We start from the raw sequence: 23082 nt of genomic DNA, 5'->3' as shown, positions 1-23082 counted from the left end.
TTTTTCTTAATTTCGCCGTATTATGGAAACCGTTGTTAGTGGAATTAGGAGTACCGGGAAGTTACATCTTGGGAATTATTATGGTGCGTTAAGCAATTTTGTAAAGATGCAGGAAGAATACAATTGTTTCTTCTTTATTGCAGACTTGCACTCCCTAACCACGCATCCTACGCCTGGCGATTTGAGCCGTACCGTTCGTCAAGTTGTTGTAGAATATTTGGCGGCGGGTATTGATCCGGAAAAATCTACTATTTACGTACAATCGGATGTTCCGCAAGTAGCGGAATTGTATTTGTACATGAATATGAATGCCTATTTGGGCGAATTGGAACGTGCCACGGCCTTCAAGGATAAAGTGCGCGCCAATCCAGACAATGTGAATGCTGGTTTGCTAACCTATCCAGTTTTGATGGCTTGCGATATATTAATTCATCATGCAACTAAGGTTCCGGTAGGAAAAGATCAAGAACAGCATCTAGAAATGACACGGACCTTTGGTAATCGCTTCAATCGATTGTACCAAGTGGATTATTTCAAAGAATCATTTGCTTTCAGCTATTCCGACAAATTGGTAAAAATCCCTGGTTTGGATGGACAAGGTAAAATGGGCAAATCGAATGGTGATGCCAGCTGTATTTACTTATCAGATTCTCCGGAAGTGATTCGTAAAAAAGTGATGCGCGCTGTTTCCGATTCAGGACCGACCGAACCAAATCAAGCAAAACCGGAATCCATTCAAAATCTGTTCGATTTAATGAAAGTGGTTTCTTCGGAAGATACATACAGTCACTTCGACGATCTATACAACAACTGCGCAATCCGTTACGGCGACTTTAAAAAACAGTTAGCGGAAGATATGGTATTAGCGACTGAACCAGTGCGCTCGCGCATCGAAGCGATTTCTGCAGATGATGCTTACCTAAGCAAAGTGATCAAATTGGGCGCTGAAAAAGCGGCTGCAAGTGCGGATCGCACGATTAAAGAAGTTCGAGAAATTATTGGATTGAAAAAAATATAAACATGCATATAGCTGTTGTTGGAAATATTGGAGCTGGAAAAACAACCTTAACGGAAAAGTTAGCTCGCCATCTAAAGTACGAGCCTCAATTTGAAGCTGTAGAAAACAATCCATATCTAGAAGATTTCTATAGCGACATGAAACGTTGGGCTTTCAACTTGCAAATTTTCTTCTTGAATAGTCGTTTCCGTCATATCGTAGAATTACAAAGCAGCAAAATCGATATGATTCAGGATCGTACAATTTATGAAGATGCCTACATCTTTGCAGAGAACCTCTTCGATATGGGTTTAATGTCGGCGCGCGATTTCGAAAATTACAGTAATATATTTCAAAGCATTGTACACTATATCCAACCACCGGATTTACTAATTTATTTACGCGCTTCCGTACCGACTTTGGTAAACAATATTCAAAAGCGTGGACGCGATTACGAATCGGGCATTCGTTTGGATTATTTATCTAAATTGAACGATAAATACGAAAAGTGGATCGGAAATTATAAAGAAGGTAAATTGCTGATCTTGGATAAGGACAACTTGGATTTTGCAAATAATCCGGAAGATTTAGGACAGGTGATCCAAAAGATAGAAACCGAACTTTTCGGTTTATTCTAACATAAAGTTTTAGTCATCACATCTGCGGTTAGCGCAGATGTGATGTATATCCCTCCCAGCGTAAACCGCTTTCCAAATCTTCCTTCATTTCCATATCAAGCGGTGTCAACATGCTCGCCGCCTTCAAAACATCATCTAATTGTTTCATAGATCGAATTCCTACCACCAATCGTTTAACCGAAGGTGGTGAAATAGCGTAACGTAATGCGATGGAGGTTGCCGTTGATCCCGTTTCATCTGCGACACGCTGAATATGGCGCTGCGCTAAAGCGACTTCGGCTTCTGTGTGATGCAAATACGCTTTTGTCGGCTTGTTAATCAACAAACCTTGTGCTAACACACCGCGTGCAACAATATCAACTTGCGCATTTTCCACAGCATTGAAATATTCTTCCGGACGCCGATCCAAAATATTGTATGGCATCATATTACTGGATATACCCGATTTTTCTGCGTAGTTTAAAAACACGTTTGGGCGAATGGACGAAATTCCGTACGCTCGAATCTTTCCTGCTTTAACTAACAATTCGAAGGCCTCAACCACCTCGTCGAATGGGTCTTCAATCGTGCCGCCGTGCAATTGATATAAATCAATGTAATCCGTTTTCAATCGCGTCAACGATGCATCCACTTCCTTTAAAATATGTTCCGCGGAAGCGCACCAATCTAATCCTTCGTCATTCGATTTCCATTTATTGCCGACTTTTGTCGCTAAAATAACTTGTTGACGAAATCCTTGAACTGCTTGCCCTAATAGATTTTCATTCAAACCTTTATCATAGATATCTGCTGTATCATAATAGGTAATTCCGCCATCGAAAGCTCGTCGAACGATATCTAAGTTTACTTTCGTAGGTCCTCCACTGATCGACATGCATCCCAATCCAATTTGCGATGCCTGCATATCGGTAGCTCCTATGGAGTTATATAGCACGCCTATCCTCCCTTTTTGATATCTAGCAATTCAACATCAAAAATCAACGTAGCGTAAGGAGGAATTTTTCCAGCGCCACGCTCGCCATAACCTAAGTTATAAGGAATAAAAAAGCGATACTTTGCGCCTTTTTGCATCATCGGGATAGCAATTTGCCAACCTTTGATCATCGATCCCGTATTAAATGTAATGGGCTCGCCTCGATCGTAGGAGTTATCGAATGTTGTGCCATCTTCCAACTTACCGATATAGTGGACAGTAACCTCGTCTTCAATAGTCGGATTCGCACCGGAACCAGGTTTCAGCACGGTGTACTGCAAGCCAGATAAATCGGTATGCACATCCGGCTTCTCACCATTTTGCTTGAAGAACCGTTGGCTCTGTTCTTTAAAAACAGAGGTTTTCGCTTCTTGTGCCGCCATGATGTGCTCACGAATAATACGTTGCGATTCTTCTTTCGTAAATACACTTACTTCTCCCGCTAAAGCTTTGGTAAGGGATTCGCTCATGATCTTGGCGTCTAATTCCACACCAAATGCCTTCATAGATTGTGCTATGTCTTGCCCCAAAGCATACGACAAAGAATCTGTTGACGATTTCAATTCCTGCGCTTGCGTGGATAATGCAAGCCCGCCAAACAAACCTAAAGCAACTATTTTCTTCATAAATTATTTGTGTTTCTGCACGATATTGTGGATGATCTCGGCAGTTTTATTGGGGTAGTCGACCGCAACACGCGATTTACTATACAACCAAGATTCCATATCGTACTCGTATTTCTTTTTTAAACTTTTGATAACCGGCACACCCATTTCTTTCAACGAAGCAGCATTCAAATGTTGCTCATATTGGTTTTTCATAGGAATGACCAACAATTTCTTTCCCAAATATAGCGCTTCCGCAGGAGTTTCGAAACCTGCTCCGCAAAGCACACCGGACGATTGAGCCATGCTATTAATAAACGCATCACTATTTATAGGATTGATTTGTACATTTTTCAAAGAAAATGCCTTCTTATTATGTTTGGAAAAGACCTGCCACTTGACGTCATCAAACCTAGACAAATGTTTTAGCAAATGACCGTCGTCATAAGAAGGCAAATAAACGGTGTAATGCCCCTTGTCTTCTATTTCCAAATCGCGCACCGCCTGCCGAATTACCGGCGTGTACATATTCTCTGAGTACGATTTAAAGTGGAAGCCATACGCAAAGGTGGACGGCGCATAGTTTTTCATAATAAACTTCCCCAGCGTGTCCGACTCATTTGGTTTTGGACTTAACGGATCTAGCGCGCCGATTTGATGACTCAATCCAATACAAGGCTTATCCTTTAAATGGCAAGCCCAAGCAGAAATCGGCTCGAAATCGTTAATTACCATATCGTATTGTTCTACCGGCAGACTATTAATTTCCTTCGAAAATTTCCGAACAGTAGAACTTATGAAGGTACGCCACAAATCGACACCACCATGTTTACCAAAAATAAAACTCAAACCGTGCAACTTATATTTTACGTCAAAAGGAAGTGGTATATCCGCTTGTATACCACTTACTAAAACATCCACTTCTCCATGTTCTTGTAAACACGGGATAATATCCATTGCACGGCACAAATGTCCGTTTCCCGTTCCTTGTACTGCGTAGAGTATTCTCATCACTCAATTTTTATAAGCAATCTAAGCAATTTCGTCAACAGCCTGAGCCTCAAAAACCTATTTTATATTAGCAATAATATTTCGATAACATGAGGGTAACATTCAACGAGCTAATTATCCTCATATTTAAACGTGCGCAGTTTTTCTTGAAGTACGCGAGCGATCATATTAAAATACCGCTTCTGCTTATACCCCATTACCCACTGAATACCTTGCACAGCATTGGTACAGAAGATTTCATCCGCTTCTTTCATAATCTCTGGACTAATCTGAGCTTCTACTACGGCTATTCCTTCTTCTTTAGCCATATCCATCACAACTTGGCGCATAACACCACGAACACAACCTTCACTAATTGCGGGCGTGTAAAGGGTTTTGTTATAATAGACAAACACGTTTGAGGTTAACGATTCACAAAGGTAACCTTCTTGGTTTAACAGCAACACGTCGTCATATCCGAATTTAGTTTTAAACAATCCTGCTGTTACGTAAACCAACGCATTTAGCGATTTCAACATAGAAAGTCCGCTGTACGCTTTTCTATATTCTTCATACAACCCGATAATCAAACCAACCTTTTTATCTTTCGTCGCTGGCTGTAATAAATCTACTTGCAAGGTATAGCTCGATTTATTAGTCACAGGGCTATACAATCCATCTCCTGATCGATATACTATTAATCGGACGCGCACGTCTTTTCCGACTAGATTATTTTTGCGGATCAGCTCTTCGGTTTTCGAACGGATAAAATAGCTGTCGTACAGCACGTAATCTTCTATATGCAACATATCAAGCGACTTTTGTAATCGCTGCACATGTTGAGCTAAAAATCGGATGTCGCCAGCCTGCCAAAGCATGGTTTCAAAAACACCGTCGCCATACCGAAAACCACGATTATCTATAGAAATGATGGTACTGTCTTGCGACACCAACGTTCCATTGGCATTAATATAATGTTGGGGCATAAATTTTTTTAAACTGAATATTTAGTCTTTCTGCGCAGCATACGCGCGCCATTTATCCAATGCAGACTGAAAATCGTCTGGCAACGGAACTTCGAAAGACATGCGTTGTTTGGTCGTTGGATGCTCGAAACCCAAGTTACGCGCGTGCAACGCCTGCCGTGGCAGTAAAGCAAAGCAGTTATCTACGAATTGCCTGTACTTCGCAAAAACCGTTCCTTTCCGAATACTCGCACCGCCATAAGCGGCGTCATTAAACAGAGGATGACCGATCGATTTTAAATGCGTGCGGATTTGGTGTGTCCGCCCAGTTTCTAACGTGCATTCGATTAGCGTGACATATCCTAAGCGTTCTAGCACTTTGTAATGTGTTACCGACCATTTTCCTTTTTCCGGATCATCGTACATCGTCATAATGCGGCGATCTTTCAACTCACGCCCAATGTATCCTTCGATTGTTCCGTCGTTTTCTATATCGCCCCAAACTAATGCTACGTATTTGCGATCGATGCTATGTTCGAAAAATTGCTTAGCAAGGAAAGTCATCGACCATTCATTTTTCGCTATTACCAATAATCCGGATGTATCTTTGTCAATACGATGCACCAAACCTGGACGACCGGTATTCCCCGGCATGGTCGGTAGTTGATTTAAGTGGAAAGTCAACGCATTCACCAGCGTACCCGTGTAGTTATTGAATCCGGGATGAACAACCATGCCCGGCTTTTTATTGACCAGCAGCACATCATCATCTTCGAAAACAATGTCCAACGGTATATCCTCCGGATATACTTCCGTGTCTCTAGGTGGATCTGGAAAAACTACCGTTACCAAATCCAGGGGTTTTACCTTGTAACTCGCTTTAACAAGGTTGTCATTAACGCGTACTGAACCAGCATCAATTGCGTTTTGAATACGATTCCTTGATGTGTTTTCTACCCGATTCATCAAAAACTTATCAACTCGTAATAGCGCCTGTTTCTTGTCGGCAACGATCCGAATATGTTCAAAAAGTTCCTGCTCGTCTTGTTCTTCGTCTAAATGATCAACCATCCTGCAAAAGTACATGTTTTTGGATTATTAAAAGGATGTAGAAAGAAATAGTAACTTTGTACAATGGCTTTGGATTTCGATTTCAGCAGTCCTGTAGAGGCAATTACACTACCGCTATTTGCAGCACATCAAGTAAAGGTTTTCGTTAAACGAGATGATTTGATTCATCCCTTTATTTCCGGCAACAAATGGAGAAAGTTGAAACCTATTTTGAATCTAGCGGAAGCCGAAAACAAAAAAACGCTAGTTACATTCGGGGGTGCTTGGTCAAATCATTTATTAGCTACAGCTTGTGCTGGCGCAAAATTTGGTTTTCAAACACATGGATTTGTGCGTGGTGAATCCGTCCAAAATCCAGTGCTTTCACTCTGTCGGCTTTACGGCATGGAACTGCATTTTGTAGATCGCAGTGCCTATCGGGATAAGCAACGGTTGTTCGATGCGCATTTTTCGTTGGACGACGCCGTTTATATTCATGAAGGTGGTTACGGAAAATTGGCAGCGAGCGGATGTGCGGAAATAATCGAGGAATTACCGCAAGTTTACGACCATATCTTTGTGGCCAGCGGAACGGGAACCACCGCTGCTGGATTAGCGTCAGCCGTATTGGCGAAACAATGGCCAACGCAAATTCATGCTGTCCCTGTTTTGAAAGGTGGCTCCTTTCTAAAAGACGATATTCGAGCATTAGCAATCACTCCCGACGACATCGTTTTCCATTTGGAATATCATTTCGGTGGATACGCCAAACACAATGCGGAATTAATTTGTTTCATTCGCGATTTTGTGCGTGATACTGGTATGATGATTGAGCCAACCTACACCGGAAAAGCTTTTTATGCATTGACGGATTTAGTGAAGCGCGGTTACTTCAATGCTGGCACAGAAATATTATTGATACATACTGGCGGCCTGACCGGATTTTTAGGCATGTACGAACAATTTTAATAAGTACTTTTTATAATGATTCATCGAATCCTTTTATCGTGTTTTCTACTTGTTGTCAGTGGCCTATCTATGGCATATTCGCAGACTGAGAGCACGAACAATGAAAAAGATACTGTATACACGATTAGCCAAACTGACACCATACGTGGCGATCAAGATGCTTTTGATATTGTGGACGGCTTTCGCACGATTTTTCCTAAACGTGATACGATAGGTAAACCGCAACGTAGATCTGGAATAGCTTACTTACCGAATATCAATTACAACCCTAGTATAGGAGCACAAATCGGTTTGAAAGTAGTAGGTGGTCATGTTTTCGGCGATCGAAAAAATACCACTATGTCGACCTTCGCAACCGCGTTATCCTATACAACACGTGGAATTATTGTCGGGTACTTTAATCACGACATATACACACGAGAAAACAAATGGAATCTAAAAGGTAACATCATGTTAGCGCGCATGGTCGGTTTGGATTACGGACTGGGCATTGGACGTCCCCTTGCAAATCCAACAGAAGACGAACTGCTTTTGAATAACCCGGATCGCAATCGTTTCACCTACAATTACAACGTCTACAATTTCAATGAGCGCTTATACAAGAAGCTCTTTCCCGGTATGTTTGTCGGTGCAGGTGTTTTCTTTGAATTAAAGCGAGGAATTTCTGTTAATAATGATTCCGGTGTGTCGCCAAATAGGACCTATAGCGAATGGAATGGTTTCGATGAAACGCAAAACAACAACAACGGGATCATGTTGAACGTACAATATATGACGCGTGATAACCCAAATAACGCTTATAAAGGGATCTACGCAGACGTGGTGTTACGTGCTAATCAGACTTGGATGGGTAGTACAAAGAGTGCTTATCAAATGGTAACCGATTTTCGAAAATATTGGAATTTATCAAAGGATGAAAGCAACCACGTTTTGGCTTTTTGGAGTCTAGGTTCATTCAAATTAGGCAAAGAATATTTACCGTATTTAGATCTTCCCGGAACCGGAAAAGATGCATACGCACGAAGTGGACGCGGATATACGTTGGGATATTTCAAAGGTTTATCCTTCTACTATTCTGAGTTGGAATACCGATTCCCGATCTTATCTAACCGTTTCTTGAGCGGAGTGGTTTTCGCCAATGTACAAACGGCTAATGACCAAATGGGCACCAACTTGTTTCGCTATTGGCAACCCGCCGGAGGAACAGGCCTGCGTGTGCTATTTAATAAAACCACTAGAACGAACTTGTGTATTGACTATGCATTCGGACGTTTCGGACAACGCGGTTTCTTTCTAGGTTTGAATGAAGCTTTCTAATATTATCAATTAACCAAATTAATTATATAATCATCGCTATGCGTTGCACCATCTCTATTTTAGCTGTATCTGTTTTTATGCTCGGCGCTTTACCAAGTTCCTATGCACAATCGACATCCGACAGTACGATTCAACGTATCGCTCCGGTTAGTATTCGCTCCTACTTTTCAAGTCAACCGTTTTTACAACATACTTCATCCGCGAAAGTGCTTACTTCCGAGTTACTTCGATCGCAAGCACCCGGCAGCATGTTGCCTGCCATAAATACGACTGCTGGTGTCCGGATGGAAGAACGCTCGCCGGGCAGCTACCGCCTAGCACTTCGTGGTTCCATGCTTCGATCGCCTTTCGGCGTCCGCAATACTAAGATTTATATGGACGAAGTACCACTGACAGATGCCGGTGGCAACACATATTTAAACAGCATTGATCCGGTCGGGATTCAACAAATTACGATTATCAAAGGTCCAGATGGATCTCTGTTCGGGCCAAATTCTGGTGGAGTAGTTCGTATCACGCCGAATGGTTTTGATACATATCAGCCAACCACGTCAGCGCAAATTGCAGCGGGATCATTCGGGTTGTTTCACCAACAACTTACCCACAGTCAACGTTTAGGCGATAAGTATCAATTTTCTTTTGATCAGTCATTTATGAGATCCGATGGATACCGTGATCACACCGCATCCAAAAGACTGTACTTACAAACTGCACATCAATGGGACTATACTGATAAGGGAAGATTAAAGTTGCTGGCATTGTTTTCTGATTTGGATTACCAAACGCCAGGCGGACTAACTCAAGCACAGTTTGACGAAAATCCCCGACAAGCGCGTCCGGCTACAGCGGCTATCCCAGGTTCACGTGAACAAAAAGCAGCAATCTATAATAAAACATTGATTGGTGGCTTAACACACGAATACCAATTTAACGAGCATTGGACGCACAGCGCTACGCTATTTGGCAGCTATACCGATTTTCGAAATCCGTTTATCAGTAATTACGAATTTCGATATGAAAAGAATGCAGGCGTTAGAACCTTTTTATCTTACACACCAACGGGAAGCGACATGGTGGACTGGCAAATGCAGGTGGGATTGGAAGCGCAACGTGGTTGGTATGATGTAAAAAATTACGACAATAATTTAGGCGTGAAAGGTGATCCTCAACAATTCGATCGTTTAGAAAATGGCCAACATTTCTATTTTTATCGTGCATCTGCCCTATTTTTCGACAAGCTGAATGCAGAAGCTTCCATCGGATGGAACTTCAATAACACACAATTCCGACAGCTATATCCCGAAGCAGCAAATGCGCAGGGAGACATAAATTTTGATCCAACTTGGATGCCTCGATTTGCGCTATCTTACCTACCGCATCCGCAATTTGCTATTCGAGGTTCTTTATCCAAAGGATACTCGCCGCCAACGTTAGCAGAAGTACGTTCATCAAACAATGTCATCAATGTGAACCTACGTCCGGAGAATGGCTACAACTATGAACTAGGTTTGCGGACTGAAACGAAAGACCGTCGTTGGATGGCGGACTTTAGTGCATATCAATATGATTTAAAGGAGGGTATTGTTCGCCAGCTAAATGAAGCTGGTGCCGAGTTCTTTGTTAATGCGGGTGCTATTCGACAACGCGGACTGGAGCTACAGCTGATGGGACAGATCGTACCGACCAAACAAAGCGGGTTCATTCGATCAATGCAACTATCCAACGCGATTACCTATCAAGATTATCGATTTAGAGAATATGCAACCGTCACAGGCAACACCAATACAGATTACAGCGGAAATGCCGTGACATCGATCCCAAGATGGATTTCTGTAAACACCTTGCATACCGAACTACCTAAAAATACGGGGATCAATATTATGCACAACCACACCTCATCCATTCCACTGAATGACGCAAATACCGTTTCCGCCAAAGGTTATAACCTGATTCAGGCGAAGGTGTTTTGGATTATTCCGACAGGTGCAAAATATCGAGTAGAATTGTTTGCAGGCATTGATAATTTACTCAACGAAAAGTATAGTTTAGGTAACGACATCAACGCTTTCGGTGGAAGGTTTTTCAATGCCGCGCCCAGTAGAAATTATTATGGTGGATTACGCGTACAACGTTAATTTGTCCAATCTCCTGTACTGTTGAGTAATAATTCTAGGTGATGCACATCAAGCCCGAAATAGCTTTTTAGTTCCGCAAGCTCCTTTTTGATTTGCTGCTTTTTAGCTTCGCTTATGGATGTTTTCTTTGTGGCAATGATCAAGACATTTTTCGGCGTGTGCGCGTCGGAAATGAATTCCATCACTTTGGTTTGATAACCGTGATACTCCAACAGCAATGCGCGAATGCTATCGGTAAGCATTTCCGCATGTCGCTCTAGAAAAATCCCATGACGTGTCATGAAAGCCAAATTATTCTTCACTTTCGATTTCTCCAATTCGCGACGCACTTGCTTGTGGCAACAAGGCGCAACGACGATCATCTGCGCATTATGCTGAATTCCTTTGAAAATCGCGTCGTCCGTAGCGGTATCGCAGGCGTGCAATGCTATAAGTACATCGATATCCGCGATTGGTTGATAGCCATCAATTGTCCCTTCGACGAATTGCAATCCATCCATTTTGGAATCTGCAGAGATGGTGTTGCATAAGTCAACAAGATCCTTTCGGTATTCAACTCCTGTTGTGATAATCTGTTGGTTCTTCGTTTGTAGGAGATAATCGTGCAAGGCAAAAGTGAGGTAACCCTTCCCCGCACCCATATCAGCAATATGTAAAGTTTTAGTTTCTGATAAATTAGTTAATTCACTACTCAACAGCTCGATATAATGATTAATTTGTTTCCATTTATCTTGGGACTTTTTAAATACATTCCCTTCCTCATCTGTTAATCGGAGCGCATGTAGGTACGGACGTTTTGAATCACTAATTTTCCGATCTTTCACTTTATTGTGCGATAAACTAGGTGCGCACACATTGGAAACCTCTTCTGTGCGAAAAGTCCAACCTTTATTTTTTTGAAACTGAAAAAAGTTGTTCGACGTTTGTCCGAACAAGCTTACCGAATGAAAATCGGTTTGTTCAATACAGTTTAATATCTCATCAATAGCTGCTTCGACAGAAAAATTTTTGACGATATCGCGTCGAGCGTAGCGATAAGTAAACGACAAATGATATTGATTTTTGATCAATATGGGCTTTAGATAAATGTTCTTTAATTCGGCATCGCTCCCGTGATAGCTTCCAAAAGTCGCTTTAACAAATAGTTCGGAGGAAAGACTGTTGCGGATCGCTTCTAAAACAATAGATTTGTCGACGTATTTCATAAGTGCAAAGTTAACGATAATTCGAACTGCTTACCGCATCTGCAGGTAGGATATACGGCGAAATAATGATATGTTTGTATATGCAGTCTTCCACAATAAAAGCCGTATTTTTCGACATCGATGGCACCCTGATAAGTTTTAATACGCACGAGGTGCCACTTTCAACGCAAGATGCCATCCGACTATTGCAGAAACAAGGGATTAAAGTGATCCTATCCACAGGAAGATCAATAAACAGCCTAGATCACGTTAAGCACTTTAATTTTGATGGTTACAGCACGTTTAATGGCGGATACTGTGTTGATGCTTCAAATGGCAATGTACTGCATAAGGCGACCATGGATCCTAAAGATATCGAACGATTGATTGAATACAGCAAGGGAACACCTATTAGCTATTCTTTCATGTCGGAGAAAGAAGTAACTATCTACCACGTTACGCCGGAAATCGACATGATGTACGAAACCGTGAATCTACCTACCCCGCCATTAGTTGATTTTGAAACCTTAGACACCTCCAGCATCTTGCAAACCAACGTATTTATCCATCCCGATCTAGAGGAGAACTTCATGCGCACCATTATGCCAAATTCTATTGCAACGCGTTGGATTGAAACCTTTGCGGACGTCAACCCAATGGGGCAAAGTAAACGCGTAGGTTTGGATGTCTTCTGCGAGCACTTTGGGTTTGATATATCGGAAACGATGGCATTCGGTGACGGGGGAAATGATATCGAAATGCTTAAACATGCTGGAATTGGCATCGCTATGGGTAACGCAAATCCGCAGGTAAAGGAAAACGCCGACTACGTCACAGATCACGTGGACGAAGACGGCGTTTGGAATGCGTTAGTACATTTTGGCGTAATTAGCCAATCGTAAAACCATTTTCTATGGTAACACCTTTCTTGATGATGACAATGCCATCGACGATGGAATATTTATCGAAATCACCGTCTTTAAGTTTGCCTCCACCTTTTATGCGAACATCGTTGCCTATTCGGCAATTTTTATCTAGAATGGCATTTTCGATATAGCAACGCTCTCCAACGCCTATTGGAGGTGGTTCTTGCGTCTGATACATATCCACTAATTCATCTAAATTCTCATAAAGATCGGCGCCCATCATATAGGTCGTACGAATAACCGTTCCTATACCTATTCGAGAGCGAATTCCGATTACCGATCGACTGATCTTATCCGCGTGAATGATACAACCATCCGCAACGATGCTGTTATCAACAGTGGTTCCTCCAAATTTCGAAGGCGGCAACATACGCGCTCTGGTAAACACCGGATTATCAAATAAGTTGAACTTTGGAATATCATCCGTAAGGCCAATGTTCGCATCAAAGAATGAACTAATAGTACCAATATCCGTCCAATAATCCTCGAATTGGTAACTCATTACACGATTCACACCGATAGCATCCGGAATAATGTGCTTACCGAAATCCATTCCTGGGTTTTCTTCTAAAAGCTGCTTCAATATACCTTTGGAGAATACATAGATTCCCATAGATGCTAAGTACTTTCTTCCTTCCGCTTCCAAATGATCAGGCACTTCTGATGCCCAATCCACTAGTAAATCCGTGGATGGCTTTTCGATGAAGGATTCTATCTCATTTTTCTCATTCGCTTTCAGAATACCAAAACCCGTCGCATCTTGTGCATTTACCGGAATAGTTGCCAAAGTAATCTCCGCTTTCGAGTCCACATGAAAGTCGATCAGCTTTGAGTAATCCATTTGATAAAGCTGATCCCCGGATAGCACAAGGATGTAGTCATAATCGACGCCGATTAAGTTCTTTTGCGTACGACGGACAGCATCTGCTGTTCCCTCAAACCAGCGGTCGCCCTCGTTCGTCTGTTCAGCCGCTAGAATATCTACAAAACCCTTACTGAACACGCTGAAATTAAACGTATTCTTAATATGTTTATTCAGGGATGCAGAATTATATTGAGTAAGAACGAAAATTTTATTGAATCCCGAATTCAAGCAATTCGAAATGGGAATATCCACTAAACGATATTTACCAGCGATTGGAACAGCCGGTTTAGACCGCTGATCTGTAAGTGGATACAACCTTGTACCTCTACCCCCACCTAATACTATGGAAACTACTTTATGCATCATAACTTTCTACTAAACGGTGATATAATTTGACGTATTTCTTTGCAGAATTTTCCCAAGAATAATCGAGCTGCATGATAAATTTACGGATTTGATCGAATTGTTTCTTTTCGCTTATCGTGTTTACAGCGCGAATTACGCACGCTGACGCTTGCTCCGCGTCTGGATCAGGAAAGACAAATCCGTAACCGTCTTTTTCGCTGACGTCTACGACCGTATCTCGTAATCCTCCAATGCCACGAACAACAGGAATTGTTCCGTACTTCATAGCATAAAGCTGATTCAAACCACAGGGTTCTACACGGGACGGCATTAGTAAAAGATCGCCTGCAGCATACACTTTGTGCGCCAAGCTTTCGTTGTAACCGAAAAACGTTGCCAAACGGCCTTCGTATTTTTTAACACGTTCTGCCAATTGCTCACTAATGGTTTCATCGCCCGAACCCAAAACGAAAACCGCTACTTCGCTTTTTTCTAACAATTCATCAATAATTTTTGGAAGCAAATCTGCTCCTTTTTCGAAGGCGAAACGACCTACAAAAACAACCAGCGGCACAGTGGATGAAAAACCATAATTTTTAGCAAGCCATTTTTTATTGGCGGATTTTCCGGAACGGAAACTTGTTTTGCTATAATTCTTTTCTAAGCTGGTATCTGTTTCTGGATTCCAAAAAGCTTCATCAATACCATTGACAATACCTTCGGCTTTATACGATTCAATTTTAAAAAGATCTTGCAATCCGTTTGCATCTTGATATAATTCTTGCATATATCCTTCAGAAACGGTTGTAAAGGCAGAACAACATTTTATCGCGGTCGCTAAAGGATTAATTACGCCGTCCCAATCCAACAATCCCCATTTCCATGTGTCATAAATCGGTAATAGCGTCGCTTTCTCCCAATCCATCCAGCCTTGATATTGTCCGTTATGGACGGTAAATACGCTTTTGATAGATTCAAATCGATCACGATAATCCAATGCATGTTTCAGCAAAAATGGAATTAAGCCTACATGATGATCGTGGCAATGAATAACATCGGGAAGTTCCTCTTGTTGATGTAGATAATGTAGAAAAGCATGTTGAAATGCAATCCATTGTTCGGCTTCATCGGGATAGCAATATACCTCGGGTCGGTCCAATTTTTCCTGGATGCGGATAAAATATAAAGGGAATCCAAGTGTATCTTCCTGCTCTTTCAGCACTTCGTAATCGAGATAATCACCTCCCTGCTTAATTGTTCCATTAGCCACCAACTCAGTACTATGCTGTGCGAGAAAAGGTCGATCGAACCATGGCATCACCACAGACGCATCAATCCCTAGCGTACGTTGATATTTTGGAAGTGCCCCAACTACGTCTGCTAAACCACCAACCTTAGCGACCGGAAAACATTCTACACTTAAATGAACAACTTTCATCCTATTTAACTTTTGATTTACGCTTCCAAACTAAACCTGCCAATGGTGGTAGATCTATACTAATCGATTGATCGCAGTGCATCCAATATGTTGGCTCTGCGTTTACTATTGACTGACTGATCCCACTACCATGATATATTGGATCATCCGAATTGAAAATGGATTCCCACTCACCCAAAAATGGAACACCGACTCTAAAATTGCGACGCACCACCGGTGTTAAATTTAGTACGACCATCAGATCGTTTGCTGCATCGTGACCTTTCCGTAGAAAAGCGAATACACCTTCTTCGCGAGCACCCATTTCTATCCATTGGAAACCTTCCGGACTAAATGCCTTCTCATAGAGCGCAGGTTCATTCCGATATAGACGATTCAAATCGCTAACTAATTTCTTAATTCCTTGATGTGGCTCATAATCTAACAAATGCCAATCTAAGGATTGATCTACATTCCATTCTGCCGTTTGCCCAAACTCACTTCCCATGAATAAAAGCTTGGTTCCCAAAAATGTAAACATATATGCATAAAGTGCACGTAGATTAGCAATTCGTTGCCAGTCATCGCCAGGCATTTTGTAGTGCATAGAGTGTTTCCCATAAACAACCTCGTCATGCGAGAACGGCAACATAAAGTTTTCATGGAAGCCATAAACCGTTCCAAAAGTCATGTTATCATGTGCATACTTACGATTTATAGGATCTTCTTTAAAGTATGCTAAGGTATCGTGCATCCATCCCATCATCCACTTCATGCCAAACCCAAGACCGCCCTGATAAGTCGGTCTGCTCACGCCTGGCCACGATGTCGATTCTTCCGCAATCGTCTGCACAGATGGGAAGTTTGTGTAAACGGCTTCATTGAATTCTTTCAAAAACTGTACAGCATCCAAGTTTTCATTTCCGCCAAATACATTTGGCTCCCACTCACCATGATTTCTCGAATAATCCAAATACAACATAGACGCAACTGCGTCTACCCGCAACCCATCAACATGATAACGATCCAACCAAAATAGTGCATTGCTGATTAGAAATGAACGAACTTCGTTTCTCCCATAATTAAAAATGTATGATTTCCAATCGGGGTGATAACCTTTTCGCGGATCTTCATGTTCAAACAGATGCGAGCCATCAAATCGATACAATCCGTGTGCATCTCCGGGAAAATGAGAAGGTACCCAATCCAAAATGACACCAATTTCAGCCTGATGTAACGCTTCTATAAGGTACATAAAATCTTGCGGAGATCCGTATCTGGATGAGCATGCAAAATAGCCGGTAATTTGGTAACCCCAAGACGGGTAATATGGGTGTTCCATAATAGGCATAAATTCTACATGCGTAAAATTCATCTCCTGTAAATAAGGAACCAAGCGTTCGGCAACTTCTCGATAATTCAGAAAACGTTCCGGGTCTGCTGGATCACGCATCCACGAGCCAATATGCATTTCATAAACAGAAAAAGGTTTATCTAGCGCGTTTTTGTCGTATCGACGATCCATCCAGTCTTGATCTTCCCACATGTACCAAGTGGTATCGACGATCGAAGCGGTACGAGGCGGCAATTCGGTACGGATAGCAAATGGATCCGCCTTTTCTAATTTCTCACCTGTTGCAGTTCCGATATGGTATTTATAATGTGTTCCGTTTGATAAGTTGGGAATAAAACCTTCCCAAATTCCACTTTCATCCCAACGAACCATCAGTGGATGCTCCGCGCTATTCCATCCGTTAAAATCACCAATTACCGAAACATAGTTCGCATTCGGCGCCCATACGGCAAAGTAAACACCATGCTCACCATCTACCTCTACCGTGCGAGACCCTAATTTTTCGTATAGCTTATAATGCTTTCCCGATCGAAATAGTGCAATATCAAATTCGCTAAACATGCTAAAGGCCGTTACAGGCTCACTCATATGGATGGTGTATAAATTTGGATGATATATGTCGTGTTTTCACCGCTTTCCTAAGCATGTAGACATCACTTTCATAACAGCCTTACCGGCGGTTTGTTCTACAATTGGCCAATTATTTTCTTAAATGCGCGATCAACAATGATATAATCGCCCGCCTCGTCTCTTTGGATTGCTACTACCACCCCATCTACCTTAATAGATTGTGGATTAAAAGCCAGACCAACTAAATAAAACTTATATGTTTTATAGTACGGGATGTAATGTCCTTCTTCTAGTTGGGAAACTTTGAATGAGTTTGTATCAGATTCAGTAATGAAGTGGTGCCAAGCATATTGCTTATCCTCGTAATCGAAGGTTTCTCCTTGATCATCATACACAAACGAGTCAAACCGGCCTTCTGCAAAGAAGAAACGCAATGTCAATTCCTCGATTTTAGTTTCTGATGTATATTGCATAATAGGATACTCTGGAATAATGCTACCACCCCGGACAAAGATCGGCATCTCATCTGCTGGCGTATCGATTTGATGTTCCGTTTCACCTGTAAATGTTTGATGGTTAAAGTAATAGTACCAAGTACCTTTCGGTAAATACACCACCTTGTTGGTTTGACCGGGATTAAGTACGGGCGATATCAAAATATGATCACCAAATGCAAATTCTTCTTCGCGTCGTAGATTTTTGGGAATATGCTGCTCTAACATGGCGATCGGACGTAAGATAGGATCGCCAAACTTGTGTTGTTGCCAAAATGCCGTATAAATGTACGGAAGCAGTTGATACCGTAATTCGATGAATTTCTTACAAATAGCTTCCCATTCCGGACCGAAGCTCCAAGGTTCGCGATCGCGCGTATCACCTGCAGAATGCACACGCATAAATGGCGAAAAGACTCCAAACTGCATCCATCGTGTATAAAGTTCTCCATCCGGATTGCCGGTAAATCCACCAATGTCTGTTCCACAGAAGGATAATCCGGAAACCGACAAGCGTTGCAACTGCAACAAGCCGATACGCAAATGCTCCCAAGTGGCCACATTATCTCCTGTCCAAACTGATGAATAGCGCTGTACACCGGAATAGGCGGCTCTTGTAATGGTAAATGGGCGTTTATTGCGATACAACTTCTTTAGCCCATCGTATGTTGCGCGTACCATCTGCATTCCATAAATATTATGCGCCTTGCGGTGCGATCCGCGGTGACCATCGAATTGATGGCGAACATCATCTGGAAAAGTGCCTCTTCCAAAAACTGCTGGCTCATTCATATCGTTCCAAAACCCAGCAACACCGTCTTCTACCAATCCTTTGTACAATCCACCCCACCATGTACGCACTTCCGGGTTGGTATAATCTGGGAATTGGCAGCGCCCAGGCCACACAAATCCCTCCATGAAATAATCGTCGCCGCGACGGCAGAAGTAGTTTTTGGCTTGACCCTCCTGAAACACCCAGTAGTTCTCGTCCACTTTGATTCCCGGGTCGATCATGACAACGGTCTTGAAGCCATCGGCCGCCAGATCAGCAATCATCTTTCTCGGGTCCGGAAAATATTTAGTATTCCAAGTGAAACATCGGTAACCGTCCATGTAGTCGATGTCTAGATAAATGGCATCACATGGAATTTGACGTTTACGAAACTCGGTTGTCACATCGCGCACCATCTTTTCAGGGTAATAACTCCAACGGCATTGATGGTATCCTATTGCCCACAAAGGCGGCAAATAATGAGTGCCAGTTAATTGGTGATAGCGGCGAACAACGTCGATAAGTTGCGGACCTTGAATGTAGTAATATTGCAATTCACCGCCTTCCGACCAAAAGCTTGTTTGATCGGTCTGTTCGGCAGCAAAATCGAAGTATGTTTTAAATGTATTATCGAAGAAAATTCCGTACGCATTACCTTCCGTAACACCCAAATAGAAAGGAATAGTCTTATATAGCGGGTCCTGATTGAAAGCAAAAGAATATGTGTCGGAGTTCCAATTCTTAACGCGATGACCGCGTAAGTTTAAGTTTGACGCCTTATCTCCCAAACCGAAGAAAACTTCATCCTGAGGAGCAGATTTCGTGCAATAAATATAGTATCCACCAAAATCCGCATTTTCCTCCCAGTGCATCGGTTTGCAATCTTGATTTATAACCTGACCAAGCGCATCTCCGAAAGAAATATGAAAGTCAGATTTACGCACAAAACACGTAGTCCGCGCTGTGGAGATCCGGTAAGCTTCTTCGGTTTCCTCTATTTTATATGATGTCGGAGCACTAGCCATTTCTGCAATGGCATAGGAGAAATCTGCTAAAAAGACCCCTTCTGGAGCTAGACGAACACGAATGATTTCATCAGAAAAAATTTTGACCTCAACGCGCGCACGACCATCTGTGAAATAAAAAGCATGTCCCTCTCGTGTATATCCTGTTACCTGCGTTAGATATTTTTTTTCAATCTGGGGTAGATCTAATACCGGGTTATTAACGTGGTGAATTTCGTCTTGCAAGGAAGATGGAGTTTCAGCAGCTTGAGTATCTTTCATAAAAAATCGCCTTTCGAGTAAACAATGTTGCTTGAAAATAGGACTTTTTCATCAATAAGCGAGCATGAAATAATGAATTGGCCGATTTTTTTATAGCATTCGCCGAAGGACGGACCAGATTGGCCTAAAGTGTATTAAGCTCAATTGAATTATTGACTAATTTCCGCTCTATAACTAAATCATTGTTTACCAAAAAGGATAATATGAATGTATTGATACATAAAATAGTAGAATGGGCGGCAGCCTGCGCTACTGCCCTTACCGATTACTTTTTCGGATAAATTATTTCGTACAATTATTTTTTATCAGCAACCGCGTTGATCGTTTTTTGCATCTGCGCCATCATGGAACTAATAGCTTCTAACGACGGTTCCGGATTTGGTTCCGGCAGTTCCATACTTATGGATGCTTTCGCTTTCCAAACTTCCAACACATCGGACGGATCAACCCAATATGGTTCGTATGTTTTGTTGTCAGAAACAAGCTTCAAGCCTTTATCTTCCTTGTATTTTTGGCCGATTCTTTTGTAAACAATACCATCCGATTTTGAAACCACAACGTAAGTTTGTCCAGTTTTAACTTCCGTCCAATTTTCTAGATATTCTGCAATTATAATGCTACCGGAAGGTAACGGAAGCATAGAGTCGCCTTTGATCTCGAAAGCGCGGTATGTTCCTTGATTAAACATAGGCAAGGAAAAACGTGGCAATTCGCGAACATATTCTGGATCTCCGTATCCATTCATGTATCCAGCACTTGCTTTTACTGGAACCAATTCGATGTTTTCTCGATCTTGATCATCTACCGTAATACTAATTACGCGCAAATTGGAAGCTTGAGACTTGGCGACAGGCTTCCACTTGTCGTCAATAACTTGATCCACCAGCTCATCCATGGTTAAATCAAAAAAATCAGCTATCTTTTTTAGCAAATCGTATTTCGGCTCTGCCCTATCTTCCTCGTAAGCGCCGACAGACGCTCTTTTTATTTCTATTGCATCTGCAAACTGCTGTTGTGTAAGTCCCTTTTTCTTACGTAGATATTTTAGGTTGGCCGATATATTTGACATTTTCTCGCTTATATTTTTGTAAAACTAAATTTATTAGTAATATTGTGCCAATAAAATTAGTAAAAAAAACACATGCAACCAAATTGCTTAGCAATTTGGTTGGACGATAAAAAGTTTGATTATGTATAGGGTAGTTTTAGTAACAGATAACAATAGACAGTTTTTGGAAGGAATACTAACACAAGATATATCGCTTTTGTTGCAAGAGTTAGCGGAAGTTAGGGAGAATCAACTGATTGGCAAACCTATGCTAACTCGTGTTGTATACGAAGAAACTTTTGCCACAGAATCTATGGCTAATAAAAAGTTGTTGGAGTTAAAAACGTTCACCAGAATGCAAAGAGAACGGTTAATCCGTAAACAAAACCCAAACTGGCTGAATCTCTACCCAAGTAAACCTTTGCTATCATTGTATCGTTCTGCGTGCCAAGCTAGCTAACAAACAGAACGACACAATATATTTTCGGTTTTCAGGCTTATTTTACTACGCGCACAACCTTCGAAGCTTGATGCTCTTTACCAAACATATCCACAGCACGCACATCCAAACGGTGCTCCCCAACCGGCATTTTTGGATATCGCACCTTCCACAAGTGAGTTGAATTCTCTGCATTGGAAGGTCTTTTACCCGACTTAATGTTAGCCACCATTTGGTCGTACCCCAACGTGTGAAAAGCGTAGTCTGGGTCAATTTCTCTGGTATAAATCATATCTTTCCACTCGCCGTCATTTAAGCGATATTGTACTTTATCACGCTCTGAACCAATGAAAAAATTAGCGTACAATGCTTGGCTTCGAACAAATTCTTCAGACACAATCTCAGCTCCGGTTAGGGCGATTTGGTAATCTATATCTTTGCCAGCAACCTTATAATCAAACTGGTAATCGTGCCCGTCGATATGTAAAAACATATATCCTTTGGGTGTTCCATCTCGCATAGTAGATATCGGAACCCCCTCGTCATTTAATTCACCCGAATACCAGTCGCCGGATGTTGTTCCGACATTGTATTCATGATGCGGCTTCTCTCGTTTCCACCCATCAGCCTGATCAAAAAAAATCTGCGTCTGAAAATGCGTATGTGCGGATAATGACAAGGTATTCGGAAACTCGGATAAGATATCCATAAATCGTTGTCTGTCCTTTGAGCGAAAATGTTCCGAATTTCTATCATTCAGCAACATCGGAATATGATAAGCAACAACCACCAATTTTTCCTTCGGTACAAGTTTTAAATCATTCTTTAGAAACTGTAATTGCTCTTCGCGGAACCCACCAACGTAGCCTTTTCCTGTAGCTGGATTGGGATAAATGATATTATCTAGCACTATGAAATGCGCATTGCCATAATTGAACGCATAATTTGCTGGACCGAAATTCTTTTCAAATGTTTCATCCGAGAGCGAATCGACGGTCGCATCATAGTTCATATCGTGATTCCCCATAACATTAAACCATGGCAATTTCAATGTCGAAATGGTAGATTTATACAATGGATGCAAATTCAAGTTGTCGCCAACTAAATCTCCCAAACTCAATCCGAAAGAAAATCGCTCCGTATCACCAACCTCATCGATAATACCTTTCTGAAAAAACGTCATATCGCGTTCATCATACGTTTGCGGATCTCCGAAAACCAATACGTCGAATTGATCGCTTTCGTCCTGTTTCAACAAACCAAAGTCGACCGATTTTGGAATACCTCCAGTTGGGTTAGAACCTGCGTATTTCATGTCCACGGGAGAACCTTTAGGTTTATGAATGTAGTAAAATTGATGTAAGTTGTCCGAATTCCTTCGAAAAGTGTATCCACTTGGTTTTACAACGAAAACAATATTATCGTCGCCGATCGGTAATTGATATTTTCCGTTTTTATCGGTTAGTACTACGTCTCGGCCATTGCTTACTGCTACGCCTTCTAACGCCAATTCGTTCTCATCCATTTGGCTATTGCCATTTTGGTCATTATAAATCGTACCCGACACCCGATCCTGTGCGAAAGCGGAAAAAGCTAGACATAAGCCGAGTCCGAAAAATATGAAAGTAAACTTCATTCTCTTGCAAAATTGTTATTTCGCAAAGGTAATTTTTAGAAGACGGCTACCTGATGATGAGCTATTAAGATATTATTATGAAAATGTGAATAAACTTTTCACATATC

Annotated in this window: 19 protein-coding genes; 7 read left to right on the top strand and 12 right to left on the bottom strand. The window is 41.7% G+C overall.

Going from position 1 to position 23082, the window contains the following annotated elements; all coding sequences use genetic code 11:
- Positions 1-22: 22 nt before the first annotated feature.
- Both trpS and ACFSQ3_RS07590 read left to right on the top strand, forming a co-directional pair.
- Positions 23-1018 carry a tryptophan--tRNA ligase gene (gene trpS / locus ACFSQ3_RS07595; protein WP_380868938.1) on the top strand — a complete coding sequence of 332 codons (996 nt, stop codon included), beginning with the start codon at positions 23-25 and terminating at the stop codon, positions 1016-1018.
- 2 nt (positions 1019-1020) lie between these two features.
- The gene (locus ACFSQ3_RS07590) at positions 1021-1635 is read left to right on the top strand and encodes a deoxynucleoside kinase (RefSeq protein WP_380868937.1); all 615 of its coding nucleotides are present in this window, start codon (positions 1021-1023) and stop codon (positions 1633-1635) included.
- 28 nt (positions 1636-1663) lie between these two features.
- On the opposite strand, the gene ACFSQ3_RS07585 is transcribed toward ACFSQ3_RS07590, so the two are convergent.
- The 5 genes from ACFSQ3_RS07585 to ACFSQ3_RS07565 form a co-directional block, all read right to left on the bottom strand.
- On the bottom strand, positions 1664-2569 hold the full coding sequence (locus tag ACFSQ3_RS07585) for an aldo/keto reductase (protein ID WP_380868936.1): 906 nt from the start codon (positions 2567-2569) through the stop codon (positions 1664-1666).
- Between the two features lie 2 nt (positions 2570-2571).
- Positions 2572-3234: an FKBP-type peptidyl-prolyl cis-trans isomerase gene (locus ACFSQ3_RS07580; RefSeq protein WP_380868935.1), complete on the bottom strand. Its 663-nt coding sequence runs from the start codon at positions 3232-3234 to the stop codon at positions 2572-2574.
- Positions 3235-3237: 3 nt separating this feature from the next.
- On the bottom strand, positions 3238-4224 hold the full coding sequence (locus ACFSQ3_RS07575) for a glycosyltransferase family protein (RefSeq protein ID WP_380868934.1): 987 nt from the start codon (positions 4222-4224) through the stop codon (positions 3238-3240).
- Between the two features lie 110 nt (positions 4225-4334).
- Positions 4335-5189 carry an aminotransferase class IV gene (locus ACFSQ3_RS07570; protein ID WP_380868933.1) on the bottom strand — a complete coding sequence of 285 codons (855 nt, stop codon included), beginning with the start codon at positions 5187-5189 and terminating at the stop codon, positions 4335-4337.
- A gap of 21 nt (positions 5190-5210) precedes the next feature.
- Positions 5211-6239 carry an RluA family pseudouridine synthase gene (locus ACFSQ3_RS07565; RefSeq protein WP_380868932.1) on the bottom strand — a complete coding sequence of 343 codons (1029 nt, stop codon included), beginning with the start codon at positions 6237-6239 and terminating at the stop codon, positions 5211-5213.
- Positions 6240-6302: 63 nt separating this feature from the next.
- Between ACFSQ3_RS07565 and ACFSQ3_RS07560 the strand changes: the two genes are divergently transcribed.
- From ACFSQ3_RS07560 to ACFSQ3_RS07550, 3 genes are all read left to right on the top strand, one after another.
- On the top strand, positions 6303-7187 hold the full coding sequence (locus ACFSQ3_RS07560) for a 1-aminocyclopropane-1-carboxylate deaminase/D-cysteine desulfhydrase (RefSeq protein WP_380868931.1): 885 nt from the start codon (positions 6303-6305) through the stop codon (positions 7185-7187).
- A gap of 69 nt (positions 7188-7256) precedes the next feature.
- Positions 7257-8504 (top strand): BamA/TamA family outer membrane protein, encoded by a 1248-nt coding sequence (locus tag ACFSQ3_RS07555; RefSeq protein WP_380868930.1) that lies wholly within the window; start codon positions 7257-7259, stop codon positions 8502-8504.
- A gap of 38 nt (positions 8505-8542) precedes the next feature.
- On the top strand, positions 8543-10639 hold the full coding sequence (locus tag ACFSQ3_RS07550) for a TonB-dependent receptor (RefSeq protein ID WP_380868929.1): 2097 nt from the start codon (positions 8543-8545) through the stop codon (positions 10637-10639).
- Here the strand turns inward: ACFSQ3_RS07550 and ACFSQ3_RS07545 are convergent.
- Positions 10636-11844, bottom strand: a complete 1209-nt coding sequence (locus ACFSQ3_RS07545; protein WP_380868928.1) for a class I SAM-dependent methyltransferase — start codon at positions 11842-11844, stop codon at positions 10636-10638. The two genes, ACFSQ3_RS07550 and ACFSQ3_RS07545, sit on opposite strands and share 4 nt — an antisense overlap.
- 80 nt (positions 11845-11924) lie before the next feature.
- Here ACFSQ3_RS07545 and ACFSQ3_RS07540 point away from each other — a divergent pair, with 80 nt between their 5' ends.
- Complete coding sequence (locus tag ACFSQ3_RS07540; protein WP_380868927.1) at positions 11925-12725, top strand: Cof-type HAD-IIB family hydrolase; 801 nt, start codon at positions 11925-11927, stop codon at positions 12723-12725.
- Here ACFSQ3_RS07540 and ACFSQ3_RS07535 read toward each other — a convergent pair.
- The 5 genes from ACFSQ3_RS07535 to ACFSQ3_RS07515 all read right to left on the bottom strand — a co-directional run bounded on the left by ACFSQ3_RS07535 (position 12712) and on the right by ACFSQ3_RS07515 (position 20921).
- Positions 12712-13980 (bottom strand): glucose-1-phosphate adenylyltransferase, encoded by a 1269-nt coding sequence (locus tag ACFSQ3_RS07535; RefSeq protein ID WP_380868926.1) that lies wholly within the window; start codon positions 13978-13980, stop codon positions 12712-12714. The two genes, ACFSQ3_RS07540 and ACFSQ3_RS07535, sit on opposite strands and share 14 nt — an antisense overlap.
- Positions 13970-15397 carry a glycogen synthase gene (locus tag ACFSQ3_RS07530; RefSeq protein ID WP_380868925.1) on the bottom strand — a complete coding sequence of 476 codons (1428 nt, stop codon included), beginning with the start codon at positions 15395-15397 and terminating at the stop codon, positions 13970-13972. Before ACFSQ3_RS07530 ends, ACFSQ3_RS07535 begins: the two co-directional genes overlap by 11 nt.
- Position 15398: 1 nt before the next feature.
- Positions 15399-17318 (bottom strand): 1,4-alpha-glucan branching protein GlgB, encoded by a 1920-nt coding sequence (gene glgB / locus ACFSQ3_RS07525; protein ID WP_380868924.1) that lies wholly within the window; start codon positions 17316-17318, stop codon positions 15399-15401.
- A 98-nt stretch (positions 17319-17416) separates the two neighbouring features.
- Complete coding sequence (locus ACFSQ3_RS07520) at positions 17417-19852, bottom strand: glycoside hydrolase family 31 protein (RefSeq protein ID WP_380868923.1); 2436 nt, start codon at positions 19850-19852, stop codon at positions 17417-17419.
- Positions 19853-20147: 295 nt separating this feature from the next.
- Positions 20148-20921 (bottom strand): XRE family transcriptional regulator, encoded by a 774-nt coding sequence (locus tag ACFSQ3_RS07515; RefSeq protein WP_380868922.1) that lies wholly within the window; start codon positions 20919-20921, stop codon positions 20148-20150.
- A 121-nt stretch (positions 20922-21042) separates the two neighbouring features.
- Between ACFSQ3_RS07515 and ACFSQ3_RS07510 the strand changes: the two genes are divergently transcribed.
- The gene (locus tag ACFSQ3_RS07510; protein WP_380868921.1) at positions 21043-21360 is read left to right on the top strand and encodes a hypothetical protein; all 318 of its coding nucleotides are present in this window, start codon (positions 21043-21045) and stop codon (positions 21358-21360) included.
- Between the two features lie 37 nt (positions 21361-21397).
- On the opposite strand, the gene ACFSQ3_RS07505 is transcribed toward ACFSQ3_RS07510, so the two are convergent.
- Entirely contained in the window at positions 21398-22975 is a 1578-nt protein-coding gene (locus ACFSQ3_RS07505; RefSeq protein ID WP_380868920.1) for a calcineurin-like phosphoesterase C-terminal domain-containing protein, read from the bottom strand.
- Positions 22976-23082: the final 107 nt, after the last annotated feature.

The organism is Sphingobacterium corticis (genome assembly GCF_042684745.1).
Lineage (GTDB): Bacteria > Bacteroidota > Bacteroidia > Sphingobacteriales > Sphingobacteriaceae > Sphingobacterium > Sphingobacterium corticis.
This window is presented reverse-complemented; position numbering and strand designations above follow the sequence as displayed.